General features: G+C 75.7%; 19 protein-coding genes and 6 pseudogenes. 13 read left to right on the top strand and 12 right to left on the bottom strand.

Annotated features, from left to right (window positions below):
- The 3 genes and pseudogenes from KCH_RS28235 to KCH_RS28225 all read right to left on the bottom strand — a co-directional run.
- Nucleotides 1-1,850: ABC transporter ATP-binding protein (locus KCH_RS28235; protein WP_035874186.1), on the bottom strand; the 1,850-nt coding region annotated here is incomplete at its 3' end.
- Nucleotides 1,847-2,826 (bottom strand): annotated as a pseudogene (locus KCH_RS28230) (ABC transporter permease). The pseudogene KCH_RS28230 and the gene KCH_RS28235, both read right to left, overlap by 4 nt.
- A gap of 205 nt (nucleotides 2,827-3,031) precedes the next feature.
- Nucleotides 3,032-4,018, bottom strand: a complete 987-nt coding sequence (locus KCH_RS28225) for an ABC transporter permease (protein WP_035867604.1) — start codon at nucleotides 4,016-4,018, stop codon at nucleotides 3,032-3,034.
- 359 nt (nucleotides 4,019-4,377) lie between these two features.
- Here KCH_RS28225 and KCH_RS28220 point away from each other — a divergent pair, with 359 nt between their 5' ends.
- Complete coding sequence (locus KCH_RS28220; RefSeq protein ID WP_051653538.1) at nucleotides 4,378-6,072, top strand: ABC transporter family substrate-binding protein; 1,695 nt, start codon at nucleotides 4,378-4,380, stop codon at nucleotides 6,070-6,072.
- 50 nt (nucleotides 6,073-6,122) lie between these two features.
- Here the strand turns inward: KCH_RS28220 and pip are convergent.
- Nucleotides 6,123-7,093, bottom strand: a pseudogene (pip, locus tag KCH_RS28215) (prolyl aminopeptidase).
- 126 nt (nucleotides 7,094-7,219) lie between these two features.
- On the opposite strand from pip, the gene KCH_RS28210 reads away from it, so the two are divergent.
- On the top strand, nucleotides 7,220-7,591 hold the full coding sequence (locus KCH_RS28210) for a helix-turn-helix domain-containing protein (RefSeq protein WP_035867602.1): 372 nt from the start codon (nucleotides 7,220-7,222) through the stop codon (nucleotides 7,589-7,591).
- Between the two features lie 46 nt (nucleotides 7,592-7,637).
- Here KCH_RS28210 and KCH_RS28205 read toward each other — a convergent pair whose 3' ends face one another.
- From KCH_RS28205 to KCH_RS28195, 3 genes are all read right to left on the bottom strand, one after another.
- A complete protein-coding gene (locus tag KCH_RS28205; RefSeq protein WP_035867600.1) occupies nucleotides 7,638-8,240 on the bottom strand; it encodes a ClpP family protease in 603 nt (200 codons plus the stop codon).
- A 1-nt stretch (nucleotide 8,241) separates the two neighbouring features.
- Nucleotides 8,242-8,880, bottom strand: a complete 639-nt coding sequence (locus KCH_RS28200) for a ClpP family protease (RefSeq protein ID WP_035867598.1) — start codon at nucleotides 8,878-8,880, stop codon at nucleotides 8,242-8,244.
- A 114-nt stretch (nucleotides 8,881-8,994) separates the two neighbouring features.
- Nucleotides 8,995-9,444 carry a 2-thiouracil desulfurase family protein gene (locus tag KCH_RS28195; RefSeq protein WP_035867597.1) on the bottom strand — a complete coding sequence of 150 codons (450 nt, stop codon included), beginning with the start codon at nucleotides 9,442-9,444 and terminating at the stop codon, nucleotides 8,995-8,997.
- Nucleotides 9,445-9,771: 327 nt separating this feature from the next.
- Here KCH_RS28195 and KCH_RS28190 point away from each other — a divergent pair, with 327 nt between their 5' ends.
- Nucleotides 9,772-11,007 carry an MFS transporter gene (locus tag KCH_RS28190; RefSeq protein ID WP_035867596.1) on the top strand — a complete coding sequence of 412 codons (1,236 nt, stop codon included), beginning with the start codon at nucleotides 9,772-9,774 and terminating at the stop codon, nucleotides 11,005-11,007.
- 687 nt (nucleotides 11,008-11,694) lie between these two features.
- Here KCH_RS28190 and KCH_RS28185 read toward each other — a convergent pair.
- The 3 genes from KCH_RS28185 to KCH_RS45105 are packed head-to-tail and all read right to left on the bottom strand — an operon-like array spanning nucleotide 11,695 to nucleotide 15,220.
- A complete protein-coding gene (locus KCH_RS28185) occupies nucleotides 11,695-12,678 on the bottom strand; it encodes a tetratricopeptide repeat protein (protein WP_035867595.1) in 984 nt (327 codons plus the stop codon).
- Nucleotides 12,573-14,801 (bottom strand): AfsR/SARP family transcriptional regulator, encoded by a 2,229-nt coding sequence (locus tag KCH_RS28180; RefSeq protein WP_051653537.1) that lies wholly within the window; start codon nucleotides 14,799-14,801, stop codon nucleotides 12,573-12,575. Before KCH_RS28180 ends, KCH_RS28185 begins: the two co-directional genes overlap by 106 nt.
- On the bottom strand, nucleotides 14,720-15,220 hold the full coding sequence (locus KCH_RS45105) for an AfsR/SARP family transcriptional regulator (RefSeq protein ID WP_244305466.1): 501 nt from the start codon (nucleotides 15,218-15,220) through the stop codon (nucleotides 14,720-14,722). The genes KCH_RS28180 and KCH_RS45105 overlap by 82 nt, the downstream gene beginning before the upstream one ends.
- A 315-nt stretch (nucleotides 15,221-15,535) precedes the next feature.
- On the opposite strand from KCH_RS45105, the gene KCH_RS46240 reads away from it, so the two are divergent.
- The 7 genes and pseudogenes from KCH_RS46240 to KCH_RS28155 all read left to right on the top strand — a co-directional run bounded on the left by KCH_RS46240 (nucleotide 15,536) and on the right by KCH_RS28155 (nucleotide 21,953).
- Nucleotides 15,536-15,670 (top strand): hypothetical protein, encoded by a 135-nt coding sequence (locus KCH_RS46240; protein WP_279635917.1) that lies wholly within the window; start codon nucleotides 15,536-15,538, stop codon nucleotides 15,668-15,670.
- Between the two features lie 95 nt (nucleotides 15,671-15,765).
- A pseudogene (locus KCH_RS47400) lies at nucleotides 15,766-16,869 on the top strand (lantibiotic dehydratase); the annotation flags it as partial.
- Nucleotides 16,785-17,684, top strand: a pseudogene (locus tag KCH_RS45095) (lantibiotic dehydratase); the annotation flags it as partial. The pseudogenes KCH_RS47400 and KCH_RS45095, both read left to right, overlap by 85 nt.
- Nucleotides 17,606-17,791 (top strand): annotated as a pseudogene (locus KCH_RS47395) (hypothetical protein); the annotation flags it as partial. The pseudogenes KCH_RS45095 and KCH_RS47395, both read left to right, overlap by 79 nt.
- A 68-nt stretch (nucleotides 17,792-17,859) precedes the next feature.
- Nucleotides 17,860-18,909 (top strand): thiopeptide-type bacteriocin biosynthesis protein, encoded by a 1,050-nt coding sequence (locus tag KCH_RS45090; protein ID WP_244305464.1) that lies wholly within the window; start codon nucleotides 17,860-17,862, stop codon nucleotides 18,907-18,909.
- Entirely contained in the window at nucleotides 18,906-20,225 is a 1,320-nt protein-coding gene (locus KCH_RS28160; RefSeq protein ID WP_035867589.1) for a lanthionine synthetase C family protein, read from the top strand. Before KCH_RS45090 ends, KCH_RS28160 begins: the two co-directional genes overlap by 4 nt.
- A gap of 141 nt (nucleotides 20,226-20,366) precedes the next feature.
- Nucleotides 20,367-21,953: an MFS transporter gene (locus tag KCH_RS28155; protein ID WP_035867587.1), complete on the top strand. Its 1,587-nt coding sequence runs from the start codon at nucleotides 20,367-20,369 to the stop codon at nucleotides 21,951-21,953.
- Between the two features lie 28 nt (nucleotides 21,954-21,981).
- On the opposite strand, the gene KCH_RS28150 is transcribed toward KCH_RS28155, so the two are convergent.
- On the bottom strand, nucleotides 21,982-22,698 hold the full coding sequence (locus KCH_RS28150) for an alpha/beta fold hydrolase (protein WP_035867586.1): 717 nt from the start codon (nucleotides 22,696-22,698) through the stop codon (nucleotides 21,982-21,984).
- Between the two features lie 28 nt (nucleotides 22,699-22,726).
- A complete protein-coding gene (locus KCH_RS28145) occupies nucleotides 22,727-23,698 on the bottom strand; it encodes an alpha/beta hydrolase (protein WP_035867583.1) in 972 nt (323 codons plus the stop codon).
- Between KCH_RS28145 and KCH_RS47390 the strand changes: the two are divergent.
- The 3 genes and pseudogenes from KCH_RS47390 to KCH_RS42735 form a co-directional block, all read left to right on the top strand.
- A pseudogene (locus tag KCH_RS47390) lies at nucleotides 23,697-24,131 on the top strand (helix-turn-helix domain-containing protein); the annotation flags it as partial. The gene KCH_RS28145 and the pseudogene KCH_RS47390 sit on opposite strands and share 2 nt — an antisense overlap.
- A gap of 82 nt (nucleotides 24,132-24,213) precedes the next feature.
- Nucleotides 24,214-25,344, top strand: a complete 1,131-nt coding sequence (locus KCH_RS37925; RefSeq protein ID WP_051653533.1) for an AAA family ATPase — start codon at nucleotides 24,214-24,216, stop codon at nucleotides 25,342-25,344.
- Nucleotides 25,332-26,219, top strand: coding sequence for a hypothetical protein (locus KCH_RS42735; protein ID WP_167573921.1), 888 nt, complete (start codon nucleotides 25,332-25,334; stop codon nucleotides 26,217-26,219). The genes KCH_RS37925 and KCH_RS42735 overlap by 13 nt, the downstream gene beginning before the upstream one ends.
- The last annotated feature ends 25 nt before the right edge of the window (nucleotides 26,220-26,244 follow it).

Below are 26,244 nucleotides of genomic sequence, written 5' to 3'. Positions count from 1 at the left end.
AGCAGCCGGGGGCGGGCCCGTTCGGCGGCCGGGTCGGGCAGCGGGACGGCGGCGAGCAGCGCCCGGGTGTAGGGGTGGCGGGGCGCGGCGAAGACCCGCTCCACGGTGCCGGTCTCCACCGTGCGGCCCAGGTACATGACGCTGACCCGGTCGGCCAGGTGCCGCACCACGGACAGGTCGTGGGAGACGAACAGGTAGGCGAGGCCGAGTTCGGCCTTCAGCTGCTGGAGCAGGTTGAGCACGCCGGCCTGCACGGACACGTCGAGCGCGGACACCGGCTCGTCCAGGACCAGCAGGTCGGGGCGGACGGCGAGGGCGCGGGCGATCGAGATGCGCTGGCGCTGGCCGCCGGAGAACTCGTGCGGGTAGCGGTCGGCGTGCGCCGGATCCAGGCCGACCTGACGCAGCAGTTCGGGGATCCGGCGGCGGGCGTCGGCGGCGGGCACCCGCTGGGCGAGCAGCGGTTCGGCGATCACGTCGCCGACCGGCATCCGCGGGTCGAGGGAGGCCGCCGGGTCCTGGAAGACGATCTGGACCCGGGAGCGCAGCCGGTGCGCGGCGGCCCGGTCGAGCGCGGCGGTGTCCTGCCCGAGCAGTTCGATCCGGCCGCCCTGCGGGGCGGCGAGCTTGAGGATCTCGTACAGGGTGGTGGACTTGCCGGAGCCGGACTCGCCGACCAGGCCGAGGGTCTCGCCGCGCCGGATCTCCAGGTCGACCCCGTCCACGGCCCAGGTCTCGCCGATCCGGCGGCGCAGCAGGCTGCCGCGGTGGCGGGGGAAGCTGCGGGTGAGGCCGGTGACGGTGAGGACGGCCTCGCGCTCCTCGCGCGGCGCGGCCCCGGCGGCGGGCACGGCCGGGACGGGGTAGACCTCGGCGGGCGCGGGCCGGGTGGACGCCAGGTGGTCGGCGCGCACGCACGCCGCCAAGTGGCTCCCGTCGCCGGCGAGTTCGGGTTCGGCGCTGCGGCAGCGGTCCTCGACCAGCGGGCAGCGGTCGGCGAACGGGCAGCCGGCGCGGCGCAGTTCGCCCGCGGCGGGCGGGCGGCCGGGGATCGGGACCAGCGGTCCGCCGCGCCCGTCCAGGCGGGGGACGGCGCCGATCAGGCCGAGCGTGTACGGGTGCCGGGGGGCGGTGAACAGCTCGTCCACGGGGGCGGTTTCGACGATCCGCCCGGCGTACATGACGGCGACCCGGTCGGCGCTGCCGGCGATCACCCCGAGGTCGTGGCTGACCAGCACCAGCGCGGCGCCGGTCTCCCGCTGGGCGGTGCGCAGCACGTCCAGCACCTGGGCCTGGATGGTGACGTCCAGGGCGGTGGTGGGTTCGTCGGCGAGCAGGATGTCGGGGTCGTTGGCGACGGCCATGGCGATCATCGCGCGCTGGCGCATGCCGCCGGAGAACTCGTGCGGGAAGGCGTCCAGGGCGCGGGCCGGGTCGGGGATGCCGACCAGGTCGAGCAGGTCGGCGGCGCGCTTGCGGGCGGCGGCCCTGCCGACGGCCTGATGGACCGTCACGGCCTCGGCGATCTGGTCGCCGATCCGGTAGACGGGGGTGAACGCGGACAGCGGGTCCTGGAAGACCATGGCGATCCGCCGGCCGCGGATGTCCGCGAGCTGCTTGGCGGGCAGGCCGACCAGCTCCCGGCCGTCCAGCCGGACCGAGCCGCCGATCCGGGCGCTGCCGGGCAGCAGGCCGAGGACGGCGAGCGCGGTCACGGACTTGCCGGAGCCGGACTCGCCGACCAGGCCGAGGGTCTCGCCGCGGCGCAGGTCGAGGTCGACGCCGCGGACCGCCGGGTGGTCCCCGAAGTCGACGGTGAGGTTGCGGACGGCGAGCAGGTCGGTGGTCACGGGGTGCTCCGGCGCGTGGTGGTGACGGTCTGTCGGCTGTCCGCGAGCGCACGCGTCCTGGCCCGGCGGGAGGGCCGGCGGCCCGCCGCGGAGGTGGGGTCGAGGGCGTCGCGCAGGCCGTCGCCGACCAGGTTGACGGCCAGCACGAACAGCACCAGCAGCGCGGCGGCGAAGTAGAACAGCCAGGGGAAGACGGGGCGTCGCCCGCGCCGGCCGCCAGCAGGGTGCCGAGCGAGACGTCCGGCGGGCGCACGCCGAACCCGAAGTAGGAGAGCGCGGCCTCGCTCATCACGGCCCCGCCGACGGTGATGGTGGCGTCGATGATCAGGAACGAGGAGACGTTCGGCAGGATGTGCCGCCAGATGATCCGGAACGGCCCGACGCCCATGAAGCGGGCGGCGGCCACGAATTCGCGCTCGCGCAGCGAACGGGTCATCGAGCGGATCACCCGGGCGGTGATCATCCAGTTGAACACGGCGAGCAGCACGACGAAGGCGATCCAGCCGCTGCCGCGCAGGCGCGGCGAGATCACGGCGATCACCAGGAACGCCGGGAAGATCAGCATCAGGTCGACCAGGAAGGTCAGCACCCGGTCGGTCCAGCCGCCGAAGTACCCGGCGCAGGCCCCGACCAGCGAGGCCAGGCCGGTCGACAGCACCGCCACCAGCAGGCCGATCACCAGCGACTTCTGCAGCCCCCGGACGGTCTGCGCGAACACGTCCTGCCCGAGGCCGTTCGTCCCGAACCAGTGCTGCCCGGACGGGGGTTGGCGCAGGGCGGTGTAGTCCGGCGCGGCGTAGTCCCACGGCGTCAGGTACGGCCCCAGGAACGCCAGCAGGAACAGCAGCACCAGCACCACCAGCCCCGCCACGGCCCCGCGCGAGGCGGCGACGCGGGCGGCGGCCAACCGCAACCGCCCTGCGGGCGCCCGCTCCACGGGCGCTGCCGCGACCTGCTCCACGAGCTCGGCACTCATGCGGCCCTCCCTCGGGTCGCCACGCGCTCACGTGCAACTGGCCGTCCGGCAGCGCGATCTTCCCGACGGGTGCCTTCCGCCTCGCGCAGTTCCCCGCGCCCCTGGTTTCGCACCCCGCCGCTCGCGCCAGTCTCGTCGCGTCCCTGGTTTCGCACCCCGCCGCTCGCGCCAGTCTCGTCGCGTCCCTGGGTTCGTGTCCGCTCGCTCATGCTGTTCTCACTCGGGGGTCGAGGGCGGCGTGGAGGGCGTCGGCGAGGAAGCCGGCGGCGAGGACGACGACGGCGGCGAAGAGGTTGACGGCGACCACGGAGTTGACGTCCTGTTCGTTGACGGCCTGGATGAACCACTCGCCCATGCCGTGCCAGCCGAAGATGGTCTCGGTGAAGGCGGCGCCGGTGAACAGGCCGAGGAAGGCGTAGGCGAACATCGTGGTCATCGGGATGATCGCGGTGCGCAGGCCGTGCTTGACGAGGGCGCGGCTCCGGGTGAGGCCCTTCGCCTCCGCGGTGCGCAGGTAGTCCGCGCCGAGGACGTCGAGCATCGTGGAGCGCTGGTAGCGGCTGTAGGTGGCGAGGCCGCCGAGGGCGAGCGACAGGGTGGGGAGCAGCAGGTGCAGCCCCCAGTCGGCGAGGTGGGCGCCGAGGCCGCCGGCGAGGTTGGGGGTCTCGTAGCCGGTGAAGGGGATGACGTCGTGGCCGGCGGCGTTCTTCGCGGCGATCGCGCCGTTCTTCAGCAGCAGCGCGAGCAGGAACACGGGGGTGGAGAGCAGCACGAAGGAGAGCACGGTGAGCGCCCGGTCGGAGAGCCGGTACTGCCGTACCGCGCTCCACGCGCCGGCGGCGACGCCGAGCAGCATGCCGAGCACGCTGCCGACCAGCAGCAGCCGGAGCGAGACCCAGATGCGGCGTCCGAACTCGTCGTTGACCGCGGTGCCGTGGATGGTCCGGCCGAGGTCGGCGTGCAGCAGGACGCCGTTGGCCCAGGTGCCGAAGCGTTCGACGACCGGGGTGCGGTCGTTGAGGTTGAGCGCGGTCAACTGCCGGTCGACGGCGGCAGCGGAGGGCCGCGGCTGCTTGGCCTCGAAGTAGGCGCGCGGGCCGAGCGCCGTGCTGGTCAGCGCGTAGGCCAGGAACACGGCGGCGGTGAGCAGCACGACGTAGTAGCCGAGCCGTCTGGCCAGGTACCCCGTCACGACGCACCCCCGGTGTGGTTCGCACACCTGCGGAACATGGTCATTTGCCTTCGTTAGTACGGACTTTGACGCACTTTCGCGCAGCAGTTGTACGCCACGCGCGGCCCGTCCGTCCAGGGCCGTTCACGTCCTCGGGTCGACCGGTCCGGCCAACCCGCTGGTCACAGCTGATCAGACGGGCACGAATGGGGGATTGCGACGGTGTTTCACTCCGTTTCGTTTCGATCAGTTCTACGCACAACTCTGGTGGGGGCGACTGACGGGCTGTTACGTTCGGCCCGCCGGCACCGACTTGGCTGCCCACGATCAAGCGTCGCCACACCTGGCGGCCGTCGACTCTTCGAAACCCGAGGACTCCGATGCACTCATCGCCCGCCACCCGCCGTATCGGCCGTGCCGCCGCCGCGGCCCTCGCCGCGCTCCTGGCCGCGACCGCCTGCAGCAGCCAGGGCGGTTCGGCGGACGGCGGCGCCAAGACCGTGGTGCCGACCGTGGACGCCGAGGACAACAACCCGCAGCCGCTGGAGAACATCAAGGACGGCGGCGAGCTGCGCGAGCCGCTCCAGCAGTGGATCACCCAGTGGAACCCGTACCAGGTCGACGGCACCTACGGCGACGCGGTCGAGATCATGGGCTACCTGGAGGCCAAGCTCTTCCGCTCCGACGCGCACGGCGTCTACCAGCCCGTCCCCGAGTACCTGGTGTCCGCACAGGTCACCTCGGACTCGCCGCAGGTGGTGACGTACAAGCTCAACCCGAAGGCGGTCTGGTCGGACGGCACGCCGATCGGCTACCGGGACTTCGAGGCGGTCTGGAAGGCGTCGAACGGCAAGGACCAGGCGTACAACCTGGCCGACTCCTCCGGCTACGAGCAGATCTCGGGCGTGGTGCAGGGCGCCGACCCGAGCGAGGTGAAGGTGACCTTCTCCGAGCCGTACGCGGACTGGCAGAGCCTGTTCAACCCGCTGCTGCCGGCCGCCGGGCTCTCCACCCCGCAGGCCTTCAACGACGGCTGGGTGGAGAAGGTCCCGATCTACGGCGGCCCGTTCGTGCTGCAGAACGCCGACAAGACGGCGCAGACCATCACGCTGGTGCCCAACCCGCGCTGGTGGGGCCCGAAGCCGAAGCTGGACCGGATCACCTACCGGGTGCTGGACGCCGCCGCGATCACCCAGTCCTTCCTCAACAACGAGATCGACTTCGCCTCGGCGGGCACCGCCACGGCCTACGGCCAGCTGAAGGACGCCAAGGACGCGGTGATCCGCACCGGCACCCCCTGGGACGAGGTGCACATCTCCTTCGGCGGCAACGGGCCGCTCGCCGACCAGAAGGTCCGTCAGGCGCTCGGCAAGGCGCTGGACCGCGGCTCGCTGATCAAGATCGCCAACAAGGGCGTCCCGGTGGAGTTCAAGCCACTGGACAACCACCTGTTCATGACCAACCAGAACGGCTACAAGGCCAACGCGGGCGACTGGGCGGCGTACGACCCGGCCATCGCCAAGAAGTGGCTGGACGAGGCGGGTTGGAAGGACGCCGGCGGCACCCGCAGCAAGGACGGGCAGCCGCTGGAGCTGCACTACGTGATGAGCGACGGCTCCACCCAGGCGCAGTCCGACCTGGCCACCGCCGTGCAGAACATGCTCCAGCAGGTCGGCGTCAAGCTCACCGTCGACAAGGTGCCCAGCAAGGAGTACTTCTCCAAGTACATCGACCAGGGCAAGTTCGACCTGGCCAGCTGGCGCAACACCGGGTCCTTCCCGCTGTCCAAGACGGTGCCGATCTTCCGCGCCCCGCAGGGCGACAACGTGTTCGGCAACTACTCGAAGCTGAGCACCCCCGAGATCGACACCCTGCTGCGCAAGGCCGCCGCCACCCTCGACCCGGTGAAGGCCGCCGAGCTCTACAACCAGGCCGACGTGAAGATCTGGGAGCTCGGCCACACCGTCGAGCTGTACCAGCGCCCCAGCATCGTCGCGGTCCGCAAGGGCCTGGCCAACTTCGGCGCCGGCAGCCTCGCCGACACCGTGATCACCTCGGTCGGCTGGCAGAAGTGACCCCCGGGCCCGCCACGGCCCCCGGCCGTGGCGGGCCGCCGGAGCGCGTCCTACCTGCGGTGCTTGAAGTCCTCCAGCGCCTGCCGGACCGTCGTCACCATCGCCTCGCTCCCCACGTGGCCGGAGTCGTCGAAGATGTGCAGCTTCGCGTCCGGCCACGCCTTGGCCAGCTCCCAGGCGGTCTGCACCGGGCAGCCCATGTCGAAGCGGCCGTGCACCAGCACGCCCGGGATGCCCGCCAACCGGTGGGCGTTCCGGAGCAGTTGGTCCTCCTCCAGCCAGGCGCCGTTGCTGAAGAAGTGCGCGCAGATCCGCACGAACGCGATCCGCTCGTCCATGTCGCGGGCGCTGTACATGCCGGGGATGCCGTTCGGCTCGCCCTCGATGACGGCGTCCTCCCAGGCCAGCCAGTCGTTCGCGGCCCGCTCCCGCACCGCCCGGTCCGGGTGCTCCATCAGCCGGGCGTACCCCGCCAGCAGTCGGTACACGTCGCCGTCCCGCTCGCCCTCCGGCGCGCCGGCCCGGAACCGGTCCCACGCCTCCGGCCGGAACCCGCCGACCCCCGGTACAGCCAGTCCGTCTCGGCCCGCCGGGTGGTGGTGACGGCCTGGATGACGATCTCGCTCACCCGCTCCGGGTGCTGCTGCGCGTACGCCAGGATCAGCGTCGACCCCCACGAGGCGCCGTCCAGCAGCCACCGCTCGATCCCCAGGTGCTCCCGCAGCCGCTCGATGTCGTCGATCAGGTGCTGCGTCGTGTTCAGCGCCATGTCCGCCGCCGGGTCGCTGGCGTGCGGGGTGCTCCGCCCGCAGTTGCGCTGGTCGTAGCGGATCACCCGGTAGCGCTCCGGATCCCAGGCCCGGGTGGGCCGCCGCGGCGACCCCGCCCCGGGCCCGCCGTGCACGTACAGCGCCGGCTTCCCCTCCGGGTTCCCGAGCTGCTCGTAGTAGATGCGGTTGCCGTCCCCCGTGTCGAGGAAGCCGCTGTCGTAGGGATGCGTGGGCGGATAGAGATCGACCATGACGAAGGATCCTAGGCCGAACGGGCGATGCTGATTCGCCGTCAGCAGAGTGCGGGAACCCGGGACTTCACCGACAGCAGAACGCCGCGGTGTTCCCTCCGCGCGGCGGATGCCTAGGCTGGAACGGTGAGCACTCAAGGCCAGAACGAAGCCCGCGTCATCCCGCTGCGCCCGCCCGCCCGGCAGCAGCCCCCCGCGCCCAGGGAACCCCTCTGGCGCGACCTGGTCGGCGGCGTCCTGCGCCGCGAACGACTCGCCCAGAAGCGGACCTTGAAGGACGTCTCGGAGACGGCCCGGATCTCGATGCCGTACCTGTCGGAGCTGGAGCGGGGCCGCAAGGAGGCCTCCTCGGAGGTGCTCGCGGCCGCCGCCCAGGCCCTCGGGCTCGGCCTCGGCGACCTGCTGTCGCTCGCCCAGCAGGACCTGGTGAGCCACACCGCCCACCGCACCCGCGGCCGGGCGGCCGCGCCCACCAACGGCCTCTGCCTGGCGGCCTGAGCGGTCCCCCTCGGCCGGTACCGCCGTACCGGCCGAGGGGGCGGTCTCAGGCGTGCACCAGGCGGCGGCTCAGGACCTCGTCGGCGAGGCCGTAGGCGACGGCCTCCTCCGCGGTGAACACCTTCTCCCGGTCCATGTCCTGACGGAGCGTCGCCGGGTCGTGGCGGGTGTGCCGGGACAGCACCTCCTCGACCTGGGAGCGGATCCGCACCATCTCCTTGGCGGCGAGGCTCAGGTCGGACACCGTCCCCTGCCGGCCGCCGCTGGCGGGCTGGCCGAGCAGCACCCGGGCGTGCTGGAGCACGAACCGCCGCCCGGGGTCGCCGCCGGCCAGCAGCACCGCCGCCGTGGACGCCGCCTGGCCGACGCAGAAGGTCGAGATCGGCGACTGCACGAAGGTCATGGTGTCGTAGATGGCCATCAGCGAAGTGAAGGATCCGCCGGGCGAGTTGAGGTAGATCGCGATCTCCTCCCCCGGGCTGGAGGACTCCAGGTGCAGCAGCTGCGCGATCACCACGTTGGCGACGCCGTCGTCGATGTCGGTGCCGAGGAAGATGATCCGCTCGTTCAGCAGCCGGCTGAACACGTCGTACGAGCGCTCGCCCTGCGCGGTCCGCTCGATGACGTAGGGAACGGTGTACGAGCCCATGTCACAACCCCATCCGTCGGCGGTTGGCGGCCGGGCGGATGTCGGCGAGCGACTCCACCACCTGGTCGACCATCCCGTACTCCCTGGCCTGTTCGGCCGTGAACCAGCGGTCCCGGTCGCCGTCGCGGGCGATGGTCTCCTCGCTCTGGCCGGTGTGCGCGGCGGTGATCCGCTCGATCGCCTTCTTGGTGTACTCCAGGTTCTCCGCCTGGATCTCGACGTCCGAGGCGGTGCCGCCGATGCCCGCCGACGGCTGGTGCATCATGATCCGCGCGTTCGGCAGCGCGAACCGCTTGCCCGCGGTGCCGACCGTCAGCAGGAACTGGCCCATGCTGGCGGCGAATCCCATCGCCAGCGTCGAGACGTCGTTCGGGATCAGCCGCATCGTGTCGTAGATCGCCAGGCCGGCCGTCACCGACCCGCCCGGGCTGTTGATGTACAGGCTGATGTCGGTCCGCGGGTCCTCCGCGGAGAGCAGCAGCAGCTGCGCGCAGACCCGGTTCGCCGACACCTCGTCGACCTGGGTGCCGAGCAGGACGATCCGCTGCGCGAGCAGCTGCGCCGCGAGGTGGTCGTCGAAGCGGCTGGGCGGCGTGTCGCCGTCCTCCGCGCGGGGCCGGAGCGGGCTGGGAAGGGTCATCGGAGGTCTCCTCCTCGGGGCCGGGGCGTGCCGTCCCCTCCACTGTTCACCCCGGTCGGGCCCCGAACGAGAGTTCTCTGCCCGCGGCAGATTCGCCGCCGGCAGAGCCGCGGGTCAGACCCCCGGCGCGGGCCGGACGGCGATCCCGTTCCGCTCCAGCAGCGCCGCCGTCACGCCGTCGCCCGGCACCAGCGCCCCGGCGAAGCTGCCGTCGTACACCGCGCCCCGCCCGCACGAGGGGCTGCGGGGCATCAGCACCGCCTCCGAGCAGCCCGCCCGCCGGGCCGCGGCCAGGGCCCGCTCGGCGCCGGCCACGAACTCCGCGGTCACGTCCTGCCCGTGGTCGTCGACCACCCGCGCGGCGCCGTCCAGCACGTCGTGGCCGTCGCCGCCGACCAGCTCGGCCGGGCGGCGCGGCGTCGCCAGCCCGCCCGCCGTCTCCGGGCAGAACAGCACCGGCCGCCGCCCGTCGAGCACCTCGGCGAGCGCCGGGGACGCCTTGTCCCGCCCGTCGAACCGGCACGGAACTCCGCGCAGACACGCACTGACCAGAATCGCTTCCACCCTCCCAGGCTATCCGGGCCCACAATTCCGCCGCCCCCGCCCCTGACCTGCGGGAACCCGGCCCCGTCCGACCGCGCCCGACGGGGCGTCAGAAGCAATTCCGACGGATCGTCATTCACCGGACAGTTGTCAGGTATTCGTACATTCGTCGGGTGGGGGCATTGCCAGCGGACGCCCCGCGCATTCAGGATGACTGCCGTCCCGGCCCGTCGACACGGCGCACCGTGCCGGCACCGCCAGCCCTCCCCACGGGCCGACCGGGGCCGACCGCGCCACGTTCCCCCGTTCCCCCCGTCGACCGGGCACCGTCCTTCCGAACGGAGCCACATGCCCGCCCCTGCCACCGCGGCCCCCGCCGCCCCGACGCAGGCCGCCGTGCTCGCCCGCCCGCGCCTGACCGCCGTCCTGCTGATGGCCGGCAGCTGCCTGCCGATCCTCGGCGCGGTGCTGATCGCCCCCGTGCTGCCCAAGCTCCAGGACCACTTCGCCGCCACCCCGGGCGCGGACGTGCTGGCCCCGATGGCGCTCACCGTCCCCGCGCTGGCCCTCGGCGTGATGGCCCCGTTCGCCGGCGTGCTCGTCGACCGGCTCGGCCGCCACCGTCTGCTGGTCGTCGCCACCGTGCTCTACGCGATCGTCGGCACCGCCCCGCTCTACCTGGACTCGCTCGGCGCGATCGTCGCCAGCCGCGTCCTGGTCGGCATCGCCGAGTCCGCCATCATGACCTGCTGCACCACCCTGATCGGCGACTACTGGACCGGCCGGCAGCGCGAACGCTACCTCGCCCTCCAGGCCATGTGCGCCTCGATCTCCGCCACCGCCTTCTTCGCCCTCGGCGGCGCCGCCGGCTCGGCCGGCTGGCGCATCCCGTTCTGGGCCTACGGCGTCGGCCTGCTGCTCGCCCCGCTGATGGCGGCCTTCCTGCGCCCGACGAACCGTCAGCAGCCCTCCCCCGAGGCCCCGGACGCGCCCGCCGCGCCGCTGCTGCGCCGACTGCTCGCCCCGTGCGCGCTCACCTTCTTCGGCGCGATGGTCTTCTACACCATGCCGGTCGAGACCTCCTACCTGCTCGACGACCTCGGCATCACGGCCTCCGCCACCATCGGCCTCTCCACCGCGATCGCCAGCGCCGCCACCGTCGCCGGCGCGATCGCCTTCACCCGCGTCACCGCGCACGCCGAACGCCTGCTGCCCGCCGTCCTCGCCACCTGCGCGGTCGGCTTCGGCATCGTCGCGTTCGCGGGCAACGCCCCGCTGCTGGTGGTCGGCGCCGTGGTCAACTGCTTCGCCGGCGGCCTGCTGCTCCCCACCCTGATCACCCGCACCCTGGCCCTGCTGAGCACCGCGGACCGCGGCCGCGGCACCGGCCTGTGGAACGCCGCCTTCTTCCTCGGCGAGTTCGTCTGCCCCGTCGCCCTGATCGGCGTCTCCAAGGCCGTCGGCGGCCTCGCCGCGGCGGTCGGCGTCCTCGGCGCGGTCACCCTCCTGGTGGCCGGCGGCCTCGCCCTGCTCCGGGCCCGCCGCGACGGGGCCCCGCTGCGGATCGACAACGCCACCGCCTGACCGGCCGCCCGCCGCCCGAGCCCTCGCCGGTTCGGGCGGCGGGCGCTGCTCGGCCGGTGATCGCACGTCGATCCCGCTCTGCGAGGCTGCGGACACCGCCGGCGCCCCGGCGGACCGTCCGCCAGAGAGGTACCGATCCATGGCCGCCCACCAGCAGCGCACCCGAATCCCCGCGATCACCCGGGCCGCCGCCACCCTGGCCGTCGCCGCCCTCGCCCTCCTCCCCTGACCGGCGCCCCCACCACCGCCACCCGCGCACCCTCGCCGGCCAGTCCACCGGCCACAGCGACACCGAGGAGTGGAACGGCACCGGAGCCTGGTGCACCAGCTGCATCAAGTGACACCGAAGCCGAGCAGCGCGAACCGACCGCTGACGGAACCTCAGCCGCGATTGACCGCCCACCGGCACCACGAACAGCGGGACGAACCGGACACAACGATCGGGCGCGGCTCGCGCAGGCGGTCACCGGGGCTCCGCCGGACGGCGGGCCGTGGCTCGGCGGCGGCGTCGTGGAGCGAATCGGCCGTCGGCGGCCCCCACTGCTCGGCCACCTGCGGAAGGCCCCGCCGCCCAGCACCCAGCCGCTTCTCGGGCAGGCGGCGGTCCGAACCTCGCGCCGTCAAGCAGCAGCCACGACACCTCCCCGCGGGAGCGCTTCGTGCGGCGGGTCGTCGCTCGGCTCCGTCTCAGGTGTCCCTGCCCGGTTGGGTCATTAGTTCTGCGAGGAGTTCGGTGACTTCGGCTGCCTGGGGCAGGCCGAGGCGTTCGAAGATGCGGTGGGCCTCGTGGAGGCGGTCGCGGGACTCGGTGGGGCGGCGGAGGTCGGCGAGGACGCGGCCGAGGGTCTGGAGGGCGTAGCCCTGGTCGCGTTGGGCGCCGGTCTCGATGGTGAGGGCGAGGGCGAACTCCGCTTCGGTCAGGGCCTGTTCGGGGCGGCCGAGGGCGCACAGGGTGTCGGCGAGCCGGATCCCGGCCAGTGCCTGCCGCTCGCGGCGGCCCGCGGTCGCGGCGAGGGCGCGGCACTCGCGGAAGCGTTCGGCGGCCTGCGGGTAGCAGCCGAGTCCGTGCAGGGCGAGCCCGAGCACGTACAGGGTGTAGGCCGTCCCGGCGGTGTCGCCCAGGGCCCGCACCTCGGGCAGGAGCTGTTCGCAGACGGTGGCCGCCTCCGCGGCCTGGCCGCGGCGGACCTTGGAGAGCGCGGAGTTGACGGTGCTCGCCACCGCGCCGGAGCGGTGGCCCAACTGCCGGGCAAGGGCGACCGATTCCTCGAAGCGGCCGATCGCCTCGCCGTTCCGGTGCAGGATCTGCGCGATCAGTCCGAGGTCGTTGAGGACCTGGCGGAGCATCACGGTGTCGCCCGCGGACCGGCTGGCGGCCTCCGCCGCGAGCGCCTCGGTGCGGGCGTCGTCCAACCGGGTCGCCGCGAGGTGGCTGCCGCACAGCAGGAAGCGGGCCCGGCCCTCGGCGAAGCGGTCGCCGCTCACCGTGGCCGCCGCGACCAGGGCCCGTTCCGCCGTCTCCAGCCGGCCGGCCCGCTCGCCCTGGCCGAACGGGCTCAGCGCGATCAGCAGGTCGGCGGCGGCCCGCAGGCCGCGTCGCGCGGCGGCCAGCCCGGCGTCGGCCTCGCCCGTCCCGCCGGCCCCGTCCGCGACTTCGAGCGCCCCGGCCACCGGGCCCGCCGGGCGACGAACAGTCCGCCGTCCGCCGCGCCCAACTCCTCGAACCCGTCGAGCAGTTCGAAGACCTCGGCGACCGAGGTGACACCCCCGGCCCGCGCCGATCCACCCGGAGCGCTGTCGTGCGCCTCGACCGCCGGGCCCAACTCTTCGAAGCCGTCCAGCAGTTCGAACATCTCGGCGACGGAGGACACCCGCTCGGCGGGCCGCCCGCCGTCGCTCTCGGCCGCCACCGACCAGTCCACCAGCTCGAACGCCCCCGCCGCCGGAGCGCGTCGCGCGGCGAACGGCTCCGCGGCGCCGCCGACCGCACCTTCGCCCGCTCCCAACCCGGTGCGGCCGTCGAGCAGTTCGAAGGGCTCGGCAGGCGTCATGCCCCACTCGCCGAACAGCCCGCCGGTCCCACCCGGCAGGTAGGCTCCGCCGCCCGCTGCGGAGCCGAGTCGCGCCGCGAACAGCTGGGCCGCGACCGCCGCCAGCCTCCCCGACTGGGCGATCGCCTCCGGGGCCTCGGCCTGCACCCAGGCGCGGGCGGCGGCGAGGTCGGGCAGGGCGGGGCCGCCGGGGTGGGGCGGCCAGTCGGCGCCCAGGTCGTGGGCCACCGGGTCGCCGGGGACGGCGAGTTGGAAGGCGGCGCGGGCCCGGTCGAGCAGCAGGCCGAGCAGGCGGGCGCGGGCGGCGGCGCCCTCCTCGGGGTCGTGCGCGCCGGAGGTGCGGCGGGCGAAGCCGCGCAGCAGGTCGTGGTACCGGTAGCGGCCCGCGCCGACCGAGTCGAGCATCGCGGCGTCCACCAGTGCCTCCAGCAGTTCCTCGGCGTCGTCGGGGCCGAGGTCGAGCAGGGCGGCGGCGGTGTCGAGTCCGAAGTGCGGGGCCTCCGCCCAGGCGGCCAGCCGGAACGCCCGGGACTGATCGGGCGTCAACTGCCGGTAGCCCAGCTCGAAGGCCACGTCGACGGCGAGGTCGCCCATCCGCAGCTCGTCGATCCGGCGCTGCTCGTCGGCGAGGCGTTCGCTGAGGCTGGCGATCGTCCAGCGGGGGCGGGAGGCGAGCCGGGCGGCCACGATCCGTACCGCGAGCGGGAGGTAGCCGCAGGCCGCGACCAGGTCGAGCGCGGGGCCGGCCTCGGCGGCCAGCCGGAGCGGGCCGATCACCCGGCCGAGCAGGTCGAGCGCCTCGGCGGGTGTGAAGACGTCCAGGTCGAGCTGGACGTCGGCCTGCAGGCTGGTGGGCCGGGTGCGGCTGGTCACCAGGACGGCGCAGTTGGCGGAGCCGGGCAGCAGCGGGCGGATCTGCGAGGTGTCGCGGGCGTTGTCGAGGACCACCAGCAGGCGCCGGGTGTCGGTGAGCGAGCGGAACAGCGCCGAGCGGGCGGCGGTGGATTCCGGCACCGTTTCGGGGCGGACGCCGAGCGCGGACAGGAAGCCGGCGAGCACGTCGTCGGCGGTGGCGGGCAGCCGGTCGGCGCCGCGCAGGTCGGCGTAGAGCTCCCCGTCGGGGAAGGCGTCCCGGCAGTGCCAGGCGGCGTGCAGGGCGAGCGCGGTCTTGCCGACGCCTCCCATGCCGACCACCGCCACCACCGGCAGCGAGGCCCGGGACGGCGCGGTGAGCGCGGCCCGGATCTCCTCGGCCTGCGCCTCCCGGCCGATGAAGTCACCGGGCCGGGGCGGCAGTTGGGCGGGCCTGAGCGGGGCGTCGACGGTCGGCACGGCGGCGGGCGGGGCCGCGGGCGCGGCCGGAGCCGGCTCGGCCGGGGCGGCGGGCCCCGCCGCGCTCTCCTCGCCGTTGAGGATCCGCCGGTGCAGTTCGGCGAGTTCGGGCCCGGGTTCCACGCCGAGTTCGTCGACCAGGGCGTCCCGGACCCGGCGGAACGCGGCCAGTGCCTCGGCCTGCCGTCCGCTGCGGCACAGGGCGCGCATCAGCAGGCCGTGCGGGCGTTCGCGCAGCGGGTGTTCGTCCGTCAGGTCGGTGAGTTCGGGGATGCTGCGGGCGGCCCGGCCGAGTGCCACGTCGAGGGCGAGCCGTTCCTCCAGCAGGGTCAGGCGCAGCTCGCCGAGGCGGTTGCGCTGGCGTTCCGCGTACGGTCCGGGGACGCCGGCCAGGGGCTCGCCCTGCCACAACCGGAGTGCTTCGTCGAGGAGTTCGCGGGCGTGCTCGGGGTGGCCGGCGACGGCCGGGCCTCGGCGCGGGCGGCGAACTGCTCGGCGCGGCGGGCGTCGACCGCGTCGGGCGGGACGGCCAGCCGGTAGCCGTCGCCGAGCGAGAGCAGGACGGCGGGGTCGCCGCCGTCCTGCTCCAGTTGCTTGCGCAGCCGCCAGGCGTAGGTACGCATGGTGGTCATCGCCGAGTTCGGGGGCTGCTCGCCCCAGAGGGCGTCGATCAGGTCGGCGGCGGTGGCGGTGCCGCCGGGGCGCAGCAGCAGGACCGCCAGCATGGCCTGCTGCTGCGGTCCGCCGAGCCGGAGCTGGGTGTCGCCGCGCCGGGCGCGCACCGGTCCGAGCACCGCGAAGTCCAGCTCCGCCGGTCGGCTGTTCACCATCTGCACCCCCTGTGGCCGGCCCCGTCGCCGTGCCGTCGGTCGTTCGTCGTCCGTGCTTCGCTGTCGGTGACTCTTCGTACGTGGTCCGTGGTTCTTCGTGCGTGCCCCGTGCGTCGGCACAGGGTATGCAGAGCGGCGCACCGGGCGGCAGACCCCGCTCGGCGGGGTGGTCGCTGACGGGGCGTCGATCACTTGCCGATCGGGGGCGGATCGGCTGTCGACGGCGGGTCCCTAGGGTTCGCGGTGTCGGAGCGGAACGGGTACCGGGGACGGCCCGGACCGGCCGGCGGATCGAGCCACGAAAGGCGGTTTCCCGTGCACGACATCCTGGAGCTCGACGTCCTGGAGATCATCGCCCCGTCCCAGGAGGAGACCGAGGAGCAGAGCGCCGCGGCGAACGCCTCGTGGCCGTACTCCTGCGGCTCGGCCCGCAACTCGCGCTGCCGCTGAGCGCCCCGCCGGAGCGGCCCGGTGCGCCCGGCCCGGCGCACCGGGCCGCTCCCGCCGGGCCCGTCGATCCCCCCGTGCTCCGAAGGAGAGCCTGCATGTCGGATGCGCCGATCTTCGCCTGCGGCGAGCTCGCCCTGCTGCGGGCCGCCGTCCGGCCGGCCCCCTCGCCGCGCGAAGCCTCCGCCGGGGCGCCCACCGCCGACGCGTCGCCCGCCGCCGACCTGGACCGGCTGCGGGCGGCGCTCGCCGATCCGCTGCTGCGGGAGGCCGTCGCGGTGTCCAGCCCGTCGCTGAGCCTGCTGCTGGACCGGGTGGAGCGCGGCGAGCGCCTGCGGCCGAAGCAACTGCGGCGCGGCGCGCGGGCGGTGACGCGCTATCGGCTGCTGATGGCGGACCGGGCCGCCCCGTCCGGGCTGCTGGCGGGCGTGGCGACGGCCGGGTTCGGCGAGCGGGCGGAGGTGCGCTGGGGCGGGCGGCCGCGCAAGCTCGCCCGGCCGGACGCGGAGTGGGTGGCGGGGCTGGTGGAGCGGCTGGAGCGGGATCCGGCGGTGCTGCGCGGGCTGCGGGTGGTCGTCAACGGCCTGTGCCGGCTGCGCGGCGACCGGCTGGTGCTCGGCCACCTGTCGGCGGCGGGCGAGGACGGGCGGCCGGCCGGGCGGGAGGTCTCGGTCCGCTGCACGGCGGCGATCCGCACCGTGCTGGCCGAGGCCGCCGACCCGCTGCCGTGGACGGAGCTGCACCGGGCGCTGCTCGCCGCGCACCCCGGGGTGGACGGCACCGCGGTCGACTGGCTGCTCGGCGAACTGGTGCGCAGCCGGCTGCTGCTGACCGATCTGCTGCCGCCGTCCACCGAGCCCGACCCGCTCGGCCACCTGCTCGCCCGGCTGGCCGCCGACAGCGCGGTGGCGGCCGAACTGCGCGCCGTGCAGGCCGGGTTCGCGGCGTACCGGCGGACGGCGCCGGGGACGGGCCTGCCGCAGTGGCGGGCGCTGACCGAGGGGATGCGCCGCCTGCACGACACCGGCCGGCCGGTGCGGGTGGACCTCGGGCTGGACGTGACGGTCCGGCTGCCCGCCGGCCTGCGCACCGAGGTGGAGCGGGCCGCGGACGTCCTGTGGGCGGTCGCCTCCGGCCGGCCGGGACCTGCGTACCTGCGGCAGTACCACGAGGAGTTCGTCGCCCGGTACGGGCTGGGCCGGGCCGTCCCGCTGCTGGAGCTGCTCGACCCGGAGCGCGGCCTCGGCGCGCCCGCCGGCCCCTGCTGCCGCGCGGCGCCCGCGCCCTGCCCGGCGGCGGGCCGGCCGACGCGCGGGACGGGCTGCTGCTGTCCCTGGCCCAGCGCGCCGCCGCCGCGGGCGAGCGCGAACTGCTGCTCGACGGCGCCCTGTTGGCCCGCCTGGCCGGCACCGGCGCCGCGGCGGGCGGCCCGTCCGCCGTCCCGCCCGCCTCGCTGGACCTGCTGCTCCAGCTGCGGTCCGCGTCCCCGGAGGCGCTGGCGGCGGGCGAGTTCACCCTGCTGGTCGACAGCGTGTCCCCCGGCGCGGGGGCGCTGGCGGGCCGGTACGCCCCGCTGCTCGGCCGGGCGGGCCGGGCGCTCGCCGAGACCGTCCGGGACGCGCCCACCGACAACCCGGAGGCCGTCCGCGCCCAGCTGTCGTTCCGCGCGCCGCGCCCGCACACCGGCAGCACGGCCCGGGTGCCGCGGCTGCTCCCGCACGTCGTCGCCCTCGCCGAGTTCGCCGACCACTCCCGCCCGGGCACCCTCACCGTCGCGGACCTGGAGGTCGTCGCCGACCGGGACCGGCTGGCCGTGGTCTCCCGCCGGCTCGGCCGCGAAGTGGTGCCCACCGTCCCGCACCTGCTCGCCACCGACGCCCCCGACGCGGCCCGCCTGCTGGACGCGCTGTCCCGCGGCGGCGCGGGCGGCCGGCTCCGCTGGCGCTGGGGCGCGGCCGAGGCGCTCCCCTACCTGCCGCGGGTCCGCTCCGGCCGCACCGTGCTCAGCCCCGCCCGCTGGCTCCCGACGAACCCGCGCTGCGCACGGAGACCGACCCCGACCGCTGGACCGACCTGCTGGACGCCTGGCGCCGCCGCTGGCGGGTGCCGGACACGGTGCGCAGCGTCAGCGACGGCCGGCGGCTCACCCTCGACCTGACGGACCCTCACCAGCGCGCCCTGCTGCACCACGCGTGGCTGCGCGGCGGCGAGGCGTCCGTGCAGGAGGCCCCCGAGGGGGACGCCGGCTGGCTCGGCGGCCACGCCAACGAACTCGCCTTCCCGCTGCTGCGCCGCGCCCCGGCGCCGCGCGCGCCCCGCGGGTCGCCCCGCCCCGCGGCCGCGCCGTCCGGGAGAGTCACGGCCCGGGCTCGGAGTGGCTGTGCGCCCGGCTGCCCTGCGCGCCCGACCGCCACGACGAGCTGCTGGTCCATCACCTGCCGGAGCTGCTGGCCGGGTTGCCCGAGGGCGTCGACCGCTGGTTCTACCTGCGCCACCCGTACCCGGAGCCGCACCTGCGGCTGCGCTTCCACGGCGACCCGGGCGGGCTCGCGGCCCGCCTGCTGCCCGTCCTCGCCCGCTGGGCCGACGGGCGAGCCGCCGCCGGGCTGGCCGGTCCGCTCGTCCTGGACGGCTACCGGCCCGAGCCCGAGCGCCACGGCGGGCCGGCCGCGATCGAGGCGGCCGAGCGGGTGTTCGCCGCCGACAGCCGCTGCTGCCTGCTCCAGCTCCGGCTGCTGCGCGAACGCCGCCTCGACGTCTCCGCGCCGGTGCTCGCCGCCGCCAACTACGTCGACCTGGCGCAGCACTTCGGCGACCCGCAGCACCTCCGGCGCCGCTGCCTCACCACCGAACGGCACGCCCTGCCGGCCGCCGACCGCGCGCAGGCCCGGGCGCTGATCGACCCGCGCGGCCGGTGGGAGCGCCTCGCCGAGCTGCCCGGCGCGGACGAACTCCTCGCCGCCTGGCAGGAGCGCGCCGCCGCGCTCGCCCGCTACCGCGCCCGGCTCGACCCCCGCTGGAGCACCCCGGACACCGCGCTGTCCGCGCTGCTGCACCTGCACCACAACCGCCTGCTCGGCGCCGACCGGACCGCCGAGGAGCGCTCCCTCGCGCCGGCCCGCCGCACCGTCCGCGCGTACTGGTCCCGCGAGGCCGCCCGCAGCGCCGCCGGAACCCCACGGAGTCCTGACGTGCCGTCAACCGACCGCCACCCGACGATCCTCCCCGGAGCCGCCCTGTGAACCTGTCCGACCACGCCCGGGCCGCGGTCGCGGCCACGGCCGAACTCCTCGCCGAACCGGACCGGGTGGCGGGCGCGCTCGCCGACGCCGACCGGCCGTGGGCCCCCGCCGGGCTCGCCGACGGGGCGCCCGGCATCGCGCTGCTGTTCGCGGAACTGTCCCGGCAGGACCCGGCCCACCGGGCGACCGCGCACGCCTGGCTGGGCGTCGCGGCCCGCTCCGCCGCCGGCGCGGCCCCCGGCACCGGCCTGTACGACGCCGTCCCCGCGCTCGCCTTCGCCCTGCCCCGGGCCGCCGCCACGCCCGCCGACTACCGCACCGCCCGCGCGCACCTGCACCACCAGACCACCGTCCTCGCCGAACGCCTCGCCCGGCGCGAGCAGCAGCGCGCCGCGGCGGGCGTCGAGCACACCGCGGTGGAACGCTACGACCTGGTCTCCGGGCTGGCCGGCCTCGGCGCCGTCCTGCTCGACCACCACCCGCGGGCCGGGACCGCCGACTCCGCGCTGCACCTGGTGCTGCGCGCCCTGGTCCGGCTCTCCGAGCCGATCGCCGAACTGCCGGGCTGGTGGGTCGCGCAGAGCCCCGACGACTGCGCGCCGACCAGCGCCGAACGCGGCCACGCCAACCTCGGCCTCGCGCACGGCCTGCCGGGGCCGCTCGCCCTGCTCGCCCTCTGCTGGCGGCAGGGCCTGCGCGTCCCCGGCCAGCGCACCGCGCTCAGCCTGTGGGCGGACTGGCTGCTCGGCCAGGCCCGCCAGGACCGGTACGGCCCGTGGTGGCCGCAGTCCGTCGACCTCACCACCATCGACCAGCTCCCGGACCACCCGCAGCCGCCCGGCGACTGCGAGCGGCCCGGGCGGCCGTCCTGGTGCTACGGCTCCCCCGGGATCGCCCGCGCCCTGCAACTCGCCGGCCTGGCCCTCGACCAGCCCGACTGGCGCGAGTGCGCCGAACAGGCCGCCGCCGCGGCCGTCCACCGCGCCCTCGACACCGCCACCGGCCCCGCCGCCCTCACCGACGCCGGCCTCTGCCACGGCTGGGCCGGACTGCTCCAGTGCACCTGGCGGACCGGCCGCGACAGCGAGCAGCCGGAGAACGAACTCACCGCCCTGCTGCCCCGGTTGACGGAGCGGCTGCTCGACCTCGCCACCCCTGCCCCGTTCGGCTTCCGCCCGCCGCTGCCCCGCAACGGCTGGACCGACGACCCGGCCGGCTTCCTCACCGGCGCGGCGGGCGTCGCCCTCGCCCTGCACACCGTCGCCACCGACCGCGTCCCGTTCACCACCTGGGACCGCGCCCTGCTGCTCGCCTGACCGGCTGTCGGCCGCCCTCCCCGCCGGCGAGCGCCGCCGCAACCGTGCCCGCCCGGGCCACCGTCCGGGCGCGGAGCGCACATTCGGCCCGCGGACTCCGCACTAGCCTCGGCGGCTCGACGGAGAGAGGCGGAGAGAACGATGAGAGGCAGCACGACGGGGTCCGCCTGGGCGCCGCTCGGCGAGAAGGTGTTCCGGGCGCTGTGGGTGGCCCAGTTCGTGTCGAACGTGGGCGGCTGGATGCAGACCGTCGGCGCGCAGTGGCTGCTGGTCGGGCACGGGGCGGGGCTGGTGTCGCTGGTGCAGGTCGCGGCCGGGCTGCCGGTGCTGCTGCTGGCGCTGCCGGCCGGGGCGCTCGCGGACCTGGTGGACCGGCGGCGGCTGCTGCTGGTGATGCAGGCGGCGATGGCGGCGGTCGCCACCGTGCTCGCGGTGCTGGCGCTGCTCGGGGTGCTCGGGCCGTGGCTGTTGCTGCTGCTGACCTTCCTGCTGGGCTGTCTGACGGCGCTGAACGGCCCGGCCTGGCAGGCCGTGCAGCCGAGCCTGGTGCCGCGCGAGCAGTTGCGGCAGGCCTCGGCGCTGGGCGCGGTGAACATGAACGTGGCCCGCGCGGTCGGCCCCGCGCTGGGCGGACTGCTGGTCGCCGCCGCCGGCGTGGGCTGGACGTTCGCGCTCAACGCGCTGTCCTTCGTGGGCATTCTGCTGGTCCTGCTGCGCCGCTTCCCCGACGAGTCGTCACCGGTCCGGGAGCGGGAGCGCGAGCAGGTGCTGGCGGCGCTGCGGGCCGGCGGGCGGTACGTCCGCCGCGCGCCGGAGGTGCGGCGGATCCTGCTGCGCTGCGCGCTGTTCGTGCCGGGTGCGGCGGCGCTGTGGGCGCTGCTGCCGGTGGTGGCGGTGCAGCGGCTGGGGCTGGGCTCGTCCGGGTACGGCCTGCTGCTGGGCGCCGTCGGGGTGGGTGCGGTGGCGGGCGCGGGGACGCTGCCGCGGCTGAGCGCCCGGCTGCGCGGCGACGGCGTGCTGGCGCTGGCGGGCCTGCTGACGGCGGGCGCGCTGCTGGTGACGGCGCTGACCGGGAGCGCCTGGGTGACGGGCGCGGCCCTGGCGTTCGCGGGCGCGGCCTGGATCTGGGGCCTGTCCACGCTGAACGCCGCGCTGCAACTGGGGCTGCCGAACTGGGTGCGGGCCCGCGCGGTCGCCTTCTACCTGCTGGTGTTCCAGGGCGGCAACGCGCTGGGCGCCCTGGTGTGGGGTCAACTGGCGCAGTACGCCGGGCTGTTCGTGGCGCTGGCGGTGCCGGCCGGGCTGCTGCTGCCGGGTGTGCTGTCGCTGCGCCGGCTGCCGCTGCCGGACGGCCGGGCGGACCCGTCGCTGTCGGACAGCTGGCCGGAGCCGCGGCTGACGGTCGAGCCGGCCGCGGCCGACGGTCCGGTGCTGGTCACCGTCGAGTACCGGGTGGCGGACGGCGACGCGGGCGCGTTCGTGGCGGCGATGGACGAGGTGGAGGCGTCCAGGCGGCGCACCGGCGCGGTCGGTTGGGGCCTGTACCGGGACGCGGCCCGGCCGGGCCGGTTCGTGGAGGTGTTCACGGTGGCGTCCTGGGCGGAGCACCGGGCGCAGCACCACGAGCGCTGGACGGGCGTCGACCACGCCTTCGAGCGCACCGCCCGGGCGTTGACGGACGGGGAGCCGGTGGTGACGCACGCGGTGGCCGCCCGGTCCGCGGGGTGACGGTCCCCGCGGTCCGGGCGGGGCCGGGTCAGGCCCGGACGGCGCGGACGGCCTCGCGGATCACCTCGGCGACCCGGGCGGGCTGCGAGAGCATCATCAGGTGCGAGGTGTCGAGTTCGACCACGGTCATCCCGGCGCGGCGGTAGCCGAAGCGCTCGACCTCCGGGTTGATGGTGCGGTCGGCGGTGGCGACGACGCCCCAGGACGGCTTGGTCCGCCACGCGGCGGTCGGCGCGGCCTCGCCGAACGCGGCGGCGGCCAGCGGGCGCTGGGTGACGGCGAGGACCTCGGCGAGGGCCGGGTCGACGTCGGCGGCGAAGATCTCCGGCAGGCGGTCGACCTGCACGGAGACGTCGGTGCCCTCGCCGCCGCCGTCCAGCGGGAACGGCGTGTACACCAGCGCCTCGGCCAGCTCGGAGGCCGGGAACCGGCCCTGCAGCTCGCCCAGGCTCTCGCCCTCCTCCAGTGCGTAACCCGCCAGGTACACCAGCGCCTTGACGTTCTCCTCGGCCCCGGCGACGGTGATCACCGCGCCGCCGTAGGAGTGCCCGACCAGCACCACGGGGCCGGGGATCTGCCGGACCACGGAGGCGAGGTAGGCCGCGTCGCCGGTCAGGCTGCGGTTGGGCCCGGCCGGGGCGACCACGCGCAGGCCGTCGGCGAGCAGTTCGGGGATCAGGCGGGCGAAGCTGGAGGCGTCCGCGAAGGCGCCGTGCACCAGCACGACGGTGGGCTTGTCGGTCATTGTCGACTCCTGTGTCCGGTGTGCGGGTTCAGGCCTGGTGCAGGGCCTGGCGGAGGGTCTGGACGGCGAGCGCGACGGCGCCCTGAGCGGACTGCGAGGGGCGCAGCGCGTTCAGCATCACGAAGTCGTGGATGGTGCCGAGGAAGCGCACCGCGGTGACGGGGACGCCGGCCCGGCGGAGCTTCACCGCGTAGGCCTCGCCCTCGTCGCGCAGCACGTCGGCCTCACCGGTGACGACCAGTGCCGGCGGCAGGCCGGTGAGCTGCTCGACGGTGGCGCGCAGCGGGGAGGCGGTGATCTCGGCGCGCTGCGCGGGGTCGGTGGTGTACTGGTCCCAGAACCACTGCATGGCGTCGCGGCGCAGGAAGTAGCCGGTGGCGAACTCCCGGTAGGAGTCGGTGTCGAAGGCCGCGTCGGTGACGGGGTAGAACAGCACCTGCTGGACGAGAGCCACGTCGCCGCGGGCCTTGGCCATCAGGGTGAGCGCGGCGGCCATGTTGCCGCCGACGGAGTCGCCGGCGACGGCGAGCCGGGCGGCGTCCAGGCCCTTGGTCCGACCCTCCGTCACCACCCAGCGGGCGACGGCGTAGTTCTGCTCGACGGCCACGGGGTAGCGCGCCTCGGGCGACAGGTCGTACTCGGGGAACACCACGGCCGCGCCCGCGCCGACGGCGAGTTCGCGGACCAGCCGGTCGTGGGTGTGCGCGTTGCCGAACACCCAGCCCGCGCCGTGGATGTACAGCACGACGGGCAGCGTGCCGGTGGCGCCGGCGGGCCGGACGATGCGGGCCCGGACCGGTCCGGCCGGACCCCCGGCCACCTCGATCCACTCCTCGTCGATCGCCGGGAGGGCGGTCTCCCCGGACTGCACCTGGTCGACGGCCTCCCGGCCGGCGGCCGGGCCCAGGTCGAACAGGTACGGCGGGTCGGCGGTGGCGTCGGCGAAGGCCCGCGCCTCCGGCTCCAGCAGCGGGCCGGCGGCGGTGTGCGAATCGGACATGGTGGAGGAAGCCTCTCGGAGACGGTGGGGACGGCGAGGCCCCAGGCTAGGAAGCCGCGCCCGCCCCGCCTTTCCCCGCAGCGCACTCCGCCCGGCCGGTCCGCGCACCCCTTGCCCGCGGGCGGCCCGGACCGCCGTCCACCGACCGGAACCGGCTTCCGGTTCGACGCCCGCACCCAGTAGGAAGGGGGGTGACGGACTCTGCCGGGGGGCGAACGGACGGAACAGCGGGATGGACGACAGCAGCGGGACCGGCTTCGGGCGGACCCTCCGGGAACTGCGCCGGGCGCGCGGCCTGACCATCGAGGAGCTCGCCGAGGCCTCCGGGGTCTCCGACCGGGCCATCGGCGACCTGGAGCGCGGCCGCAGCCGCCGCCCGCAGCGCGGCACCCTCACCGCGATCGCCCAGGGCCTCGGCCTCGACGAGCCGGCCCGCGCCGCACTGCTCGCGCAGGCCCGGGCCGGCCGCGAGGCGCCGGCCCGCCCCGGCCGTCGGGCCCCTGCTGCCCCGGGGCGTGCGGGACTTCGTCGGCCGGCGGCCCGAACTGGCCCTGCTGCGCGGGCTCGCCCACCCGCCCGCCGGACCGGCCGCGGCCCCGCCGGTGGCGGTGGTGTTCGGCACCCCCGGCAGCGGCAAGACCACCCTGGCGGTGCGGCTGGCCGAGCAGTTGGCCGGCGAACCGGCGGACCCTCCGTTCCTGCTCGACCTGCAAGGACTGGACGCCCGCCCACTGACCCCGCAGGAGGCGGCCGGCCGGCTGCTGGCCGGCTGGGGAGCGGGCGAACTGGACCTGGTCCGGCTGAACCCGCAGGAGCGGCTGGCCCGTTACCGCGAGGCGGCGGCCGGCCGGCGCGGCGTGCTGGTGCTGGACAACGCCGCCGACGAGGCCCAGGTCCGGCCGCTGCTGCCGGTGGCGGGCCGGCTGCTGGTGGTGGTGACCAGCCGGCACACCCTGGCCGGCCTGGAGGGCGTGCACCGGGTGGAGCTGACCGCGCTCGCCCCGGAGGAGTCCGCCGCGCTGCTGCGCGCCGTGGTCGGCGCGGCCCGGGTGGACGCCGAGCCGGCGGCCGTCGAGCAGATCACCGAGCTCTGCGGGCACCTCCCGCTCGCCCTCCGGGTCGCCGCCAACTGGGCGGCCACCCGCACCAGTTGGAGCCTCGGCCGGCTGGCGTCCCGGCTCGCCGACGAGGACCGCCGGCTGGACTCGCTGAGCGCCGGCGACCTGCGGGTCAACTCGGCCTTCTCGCTGTCCTACTCGCGGCTCGCCCCGGAGACCGCCCGGATGTTCCGCCTGCTGTCGCTGATCCCCGGGCCCGACTTCAGCGCCCCACTGGCCGCCCTGCTGGCCCGCCTCCCGCTGCTCGACGCCGAGGACCTGCTGGAGGAACTCCTGGAGGCGGGCCTGCTGACCACCCGCCGCGAGGACCGCTACCGCCTGCACGACCTGCTGCGCCTGTACGCCCGCTCCCGGCTCCGCGAGGAGGACGGCGAGCCGGCCGGGCCGCCCACCGGGCCCGGCTGCGCGGCGGACTGCTGGCCGCGGCCGTGCTGGCGGGCCGCCGCCACGCGCCCGACCACGAGGCGGCGCCGGCCGGCGACCCGCTGCTCGGGCCGGGCGGCCGGGAGCAGGCGATGCACTGGCTGAAGGCCGAACACGCCAACTGGCTGGCCGCGTTCCGCGAGGCCGCCGCGCTGGGCGAGCACGCCGAGGTGGGGGCGGTGGGGGCGGCGATGAGCCCGGTGTCCGACCACTGGGTGACGGCCGGCCACTGGGTGGAGCTGTTCGACGCCGCCGCCCGCGCCGCGGCCGCGCTCGGCGACACCGCCGCGCGGACCGCCCACCTGAACGACCTGTCCTGGGCGCACTGGGTCTGCGAGTCGGACCTCCCGGCGGCGGCCGAGGCGGCCGGCGCCGCCCTCGAACTCGCCCGCGCCACCGGCGCGGAGGTCCAGCAGGCCCGGGCCCACCTGCGGTTCAGCGTGCTGCGGGACGCCGACGGTGACGCCGCGTCGGCCGCCGAGCACTGCCGCAAGGCGCTGGACCTGTTCATCGCGGCCGACGAGATCAACGGCTACCTGCCGGCCTGCAACGTCAGCATCCACCTGCTGCGCCGGGCCGGCCGGGTCGACGACGCGATGGCCACCCACCGCGAGGTGATGGACGTCCTCGGCGACCCGCGCAACGCCGCGCGGATCCCGGAGACCACCCGCGTCCTGACCGCGCTGATCGCCACCTACCACGTCTCGCTGGTCCCCCTGAACCTCGGCCGCTGGGCGGAGGCCGTCGACGTCCTGCTCCCGATCCGCGGCGCACTGGAGACGCACGGGCACCACCGGCCCGCCGCCAAGGTCCACCTCCACCTGGGCCACGCCCTGACCCACCTCGGCCGCCGGGCCGAGGCCGAGGCCGAGTACCGCGCCGTCCTGGCGTTCGCGGGCCGTGTCGCCGACGAACTGGTCGCGGAGGCCCGGGCGGCGCTGGCCGCCGATTCGCCGGCTCCGCCGACGGTGTTCGAGTAGCAGCCGACGGCCCGACCGTCCCGTC

It is taken from the genome of Kitasatospora cheerisanensis KCTC 2395, assembly GCF_000696185.1.
Lineage (GTDB): Bacteria > Actinomycetota > Actinomycetes > Streptomycetales > Streptomycetaceae > Kitasatospora > Kitasatospora cheerisanensis.
This window is presented reverse-complemented; position numbering and strand designations above follow the sequence as displayed.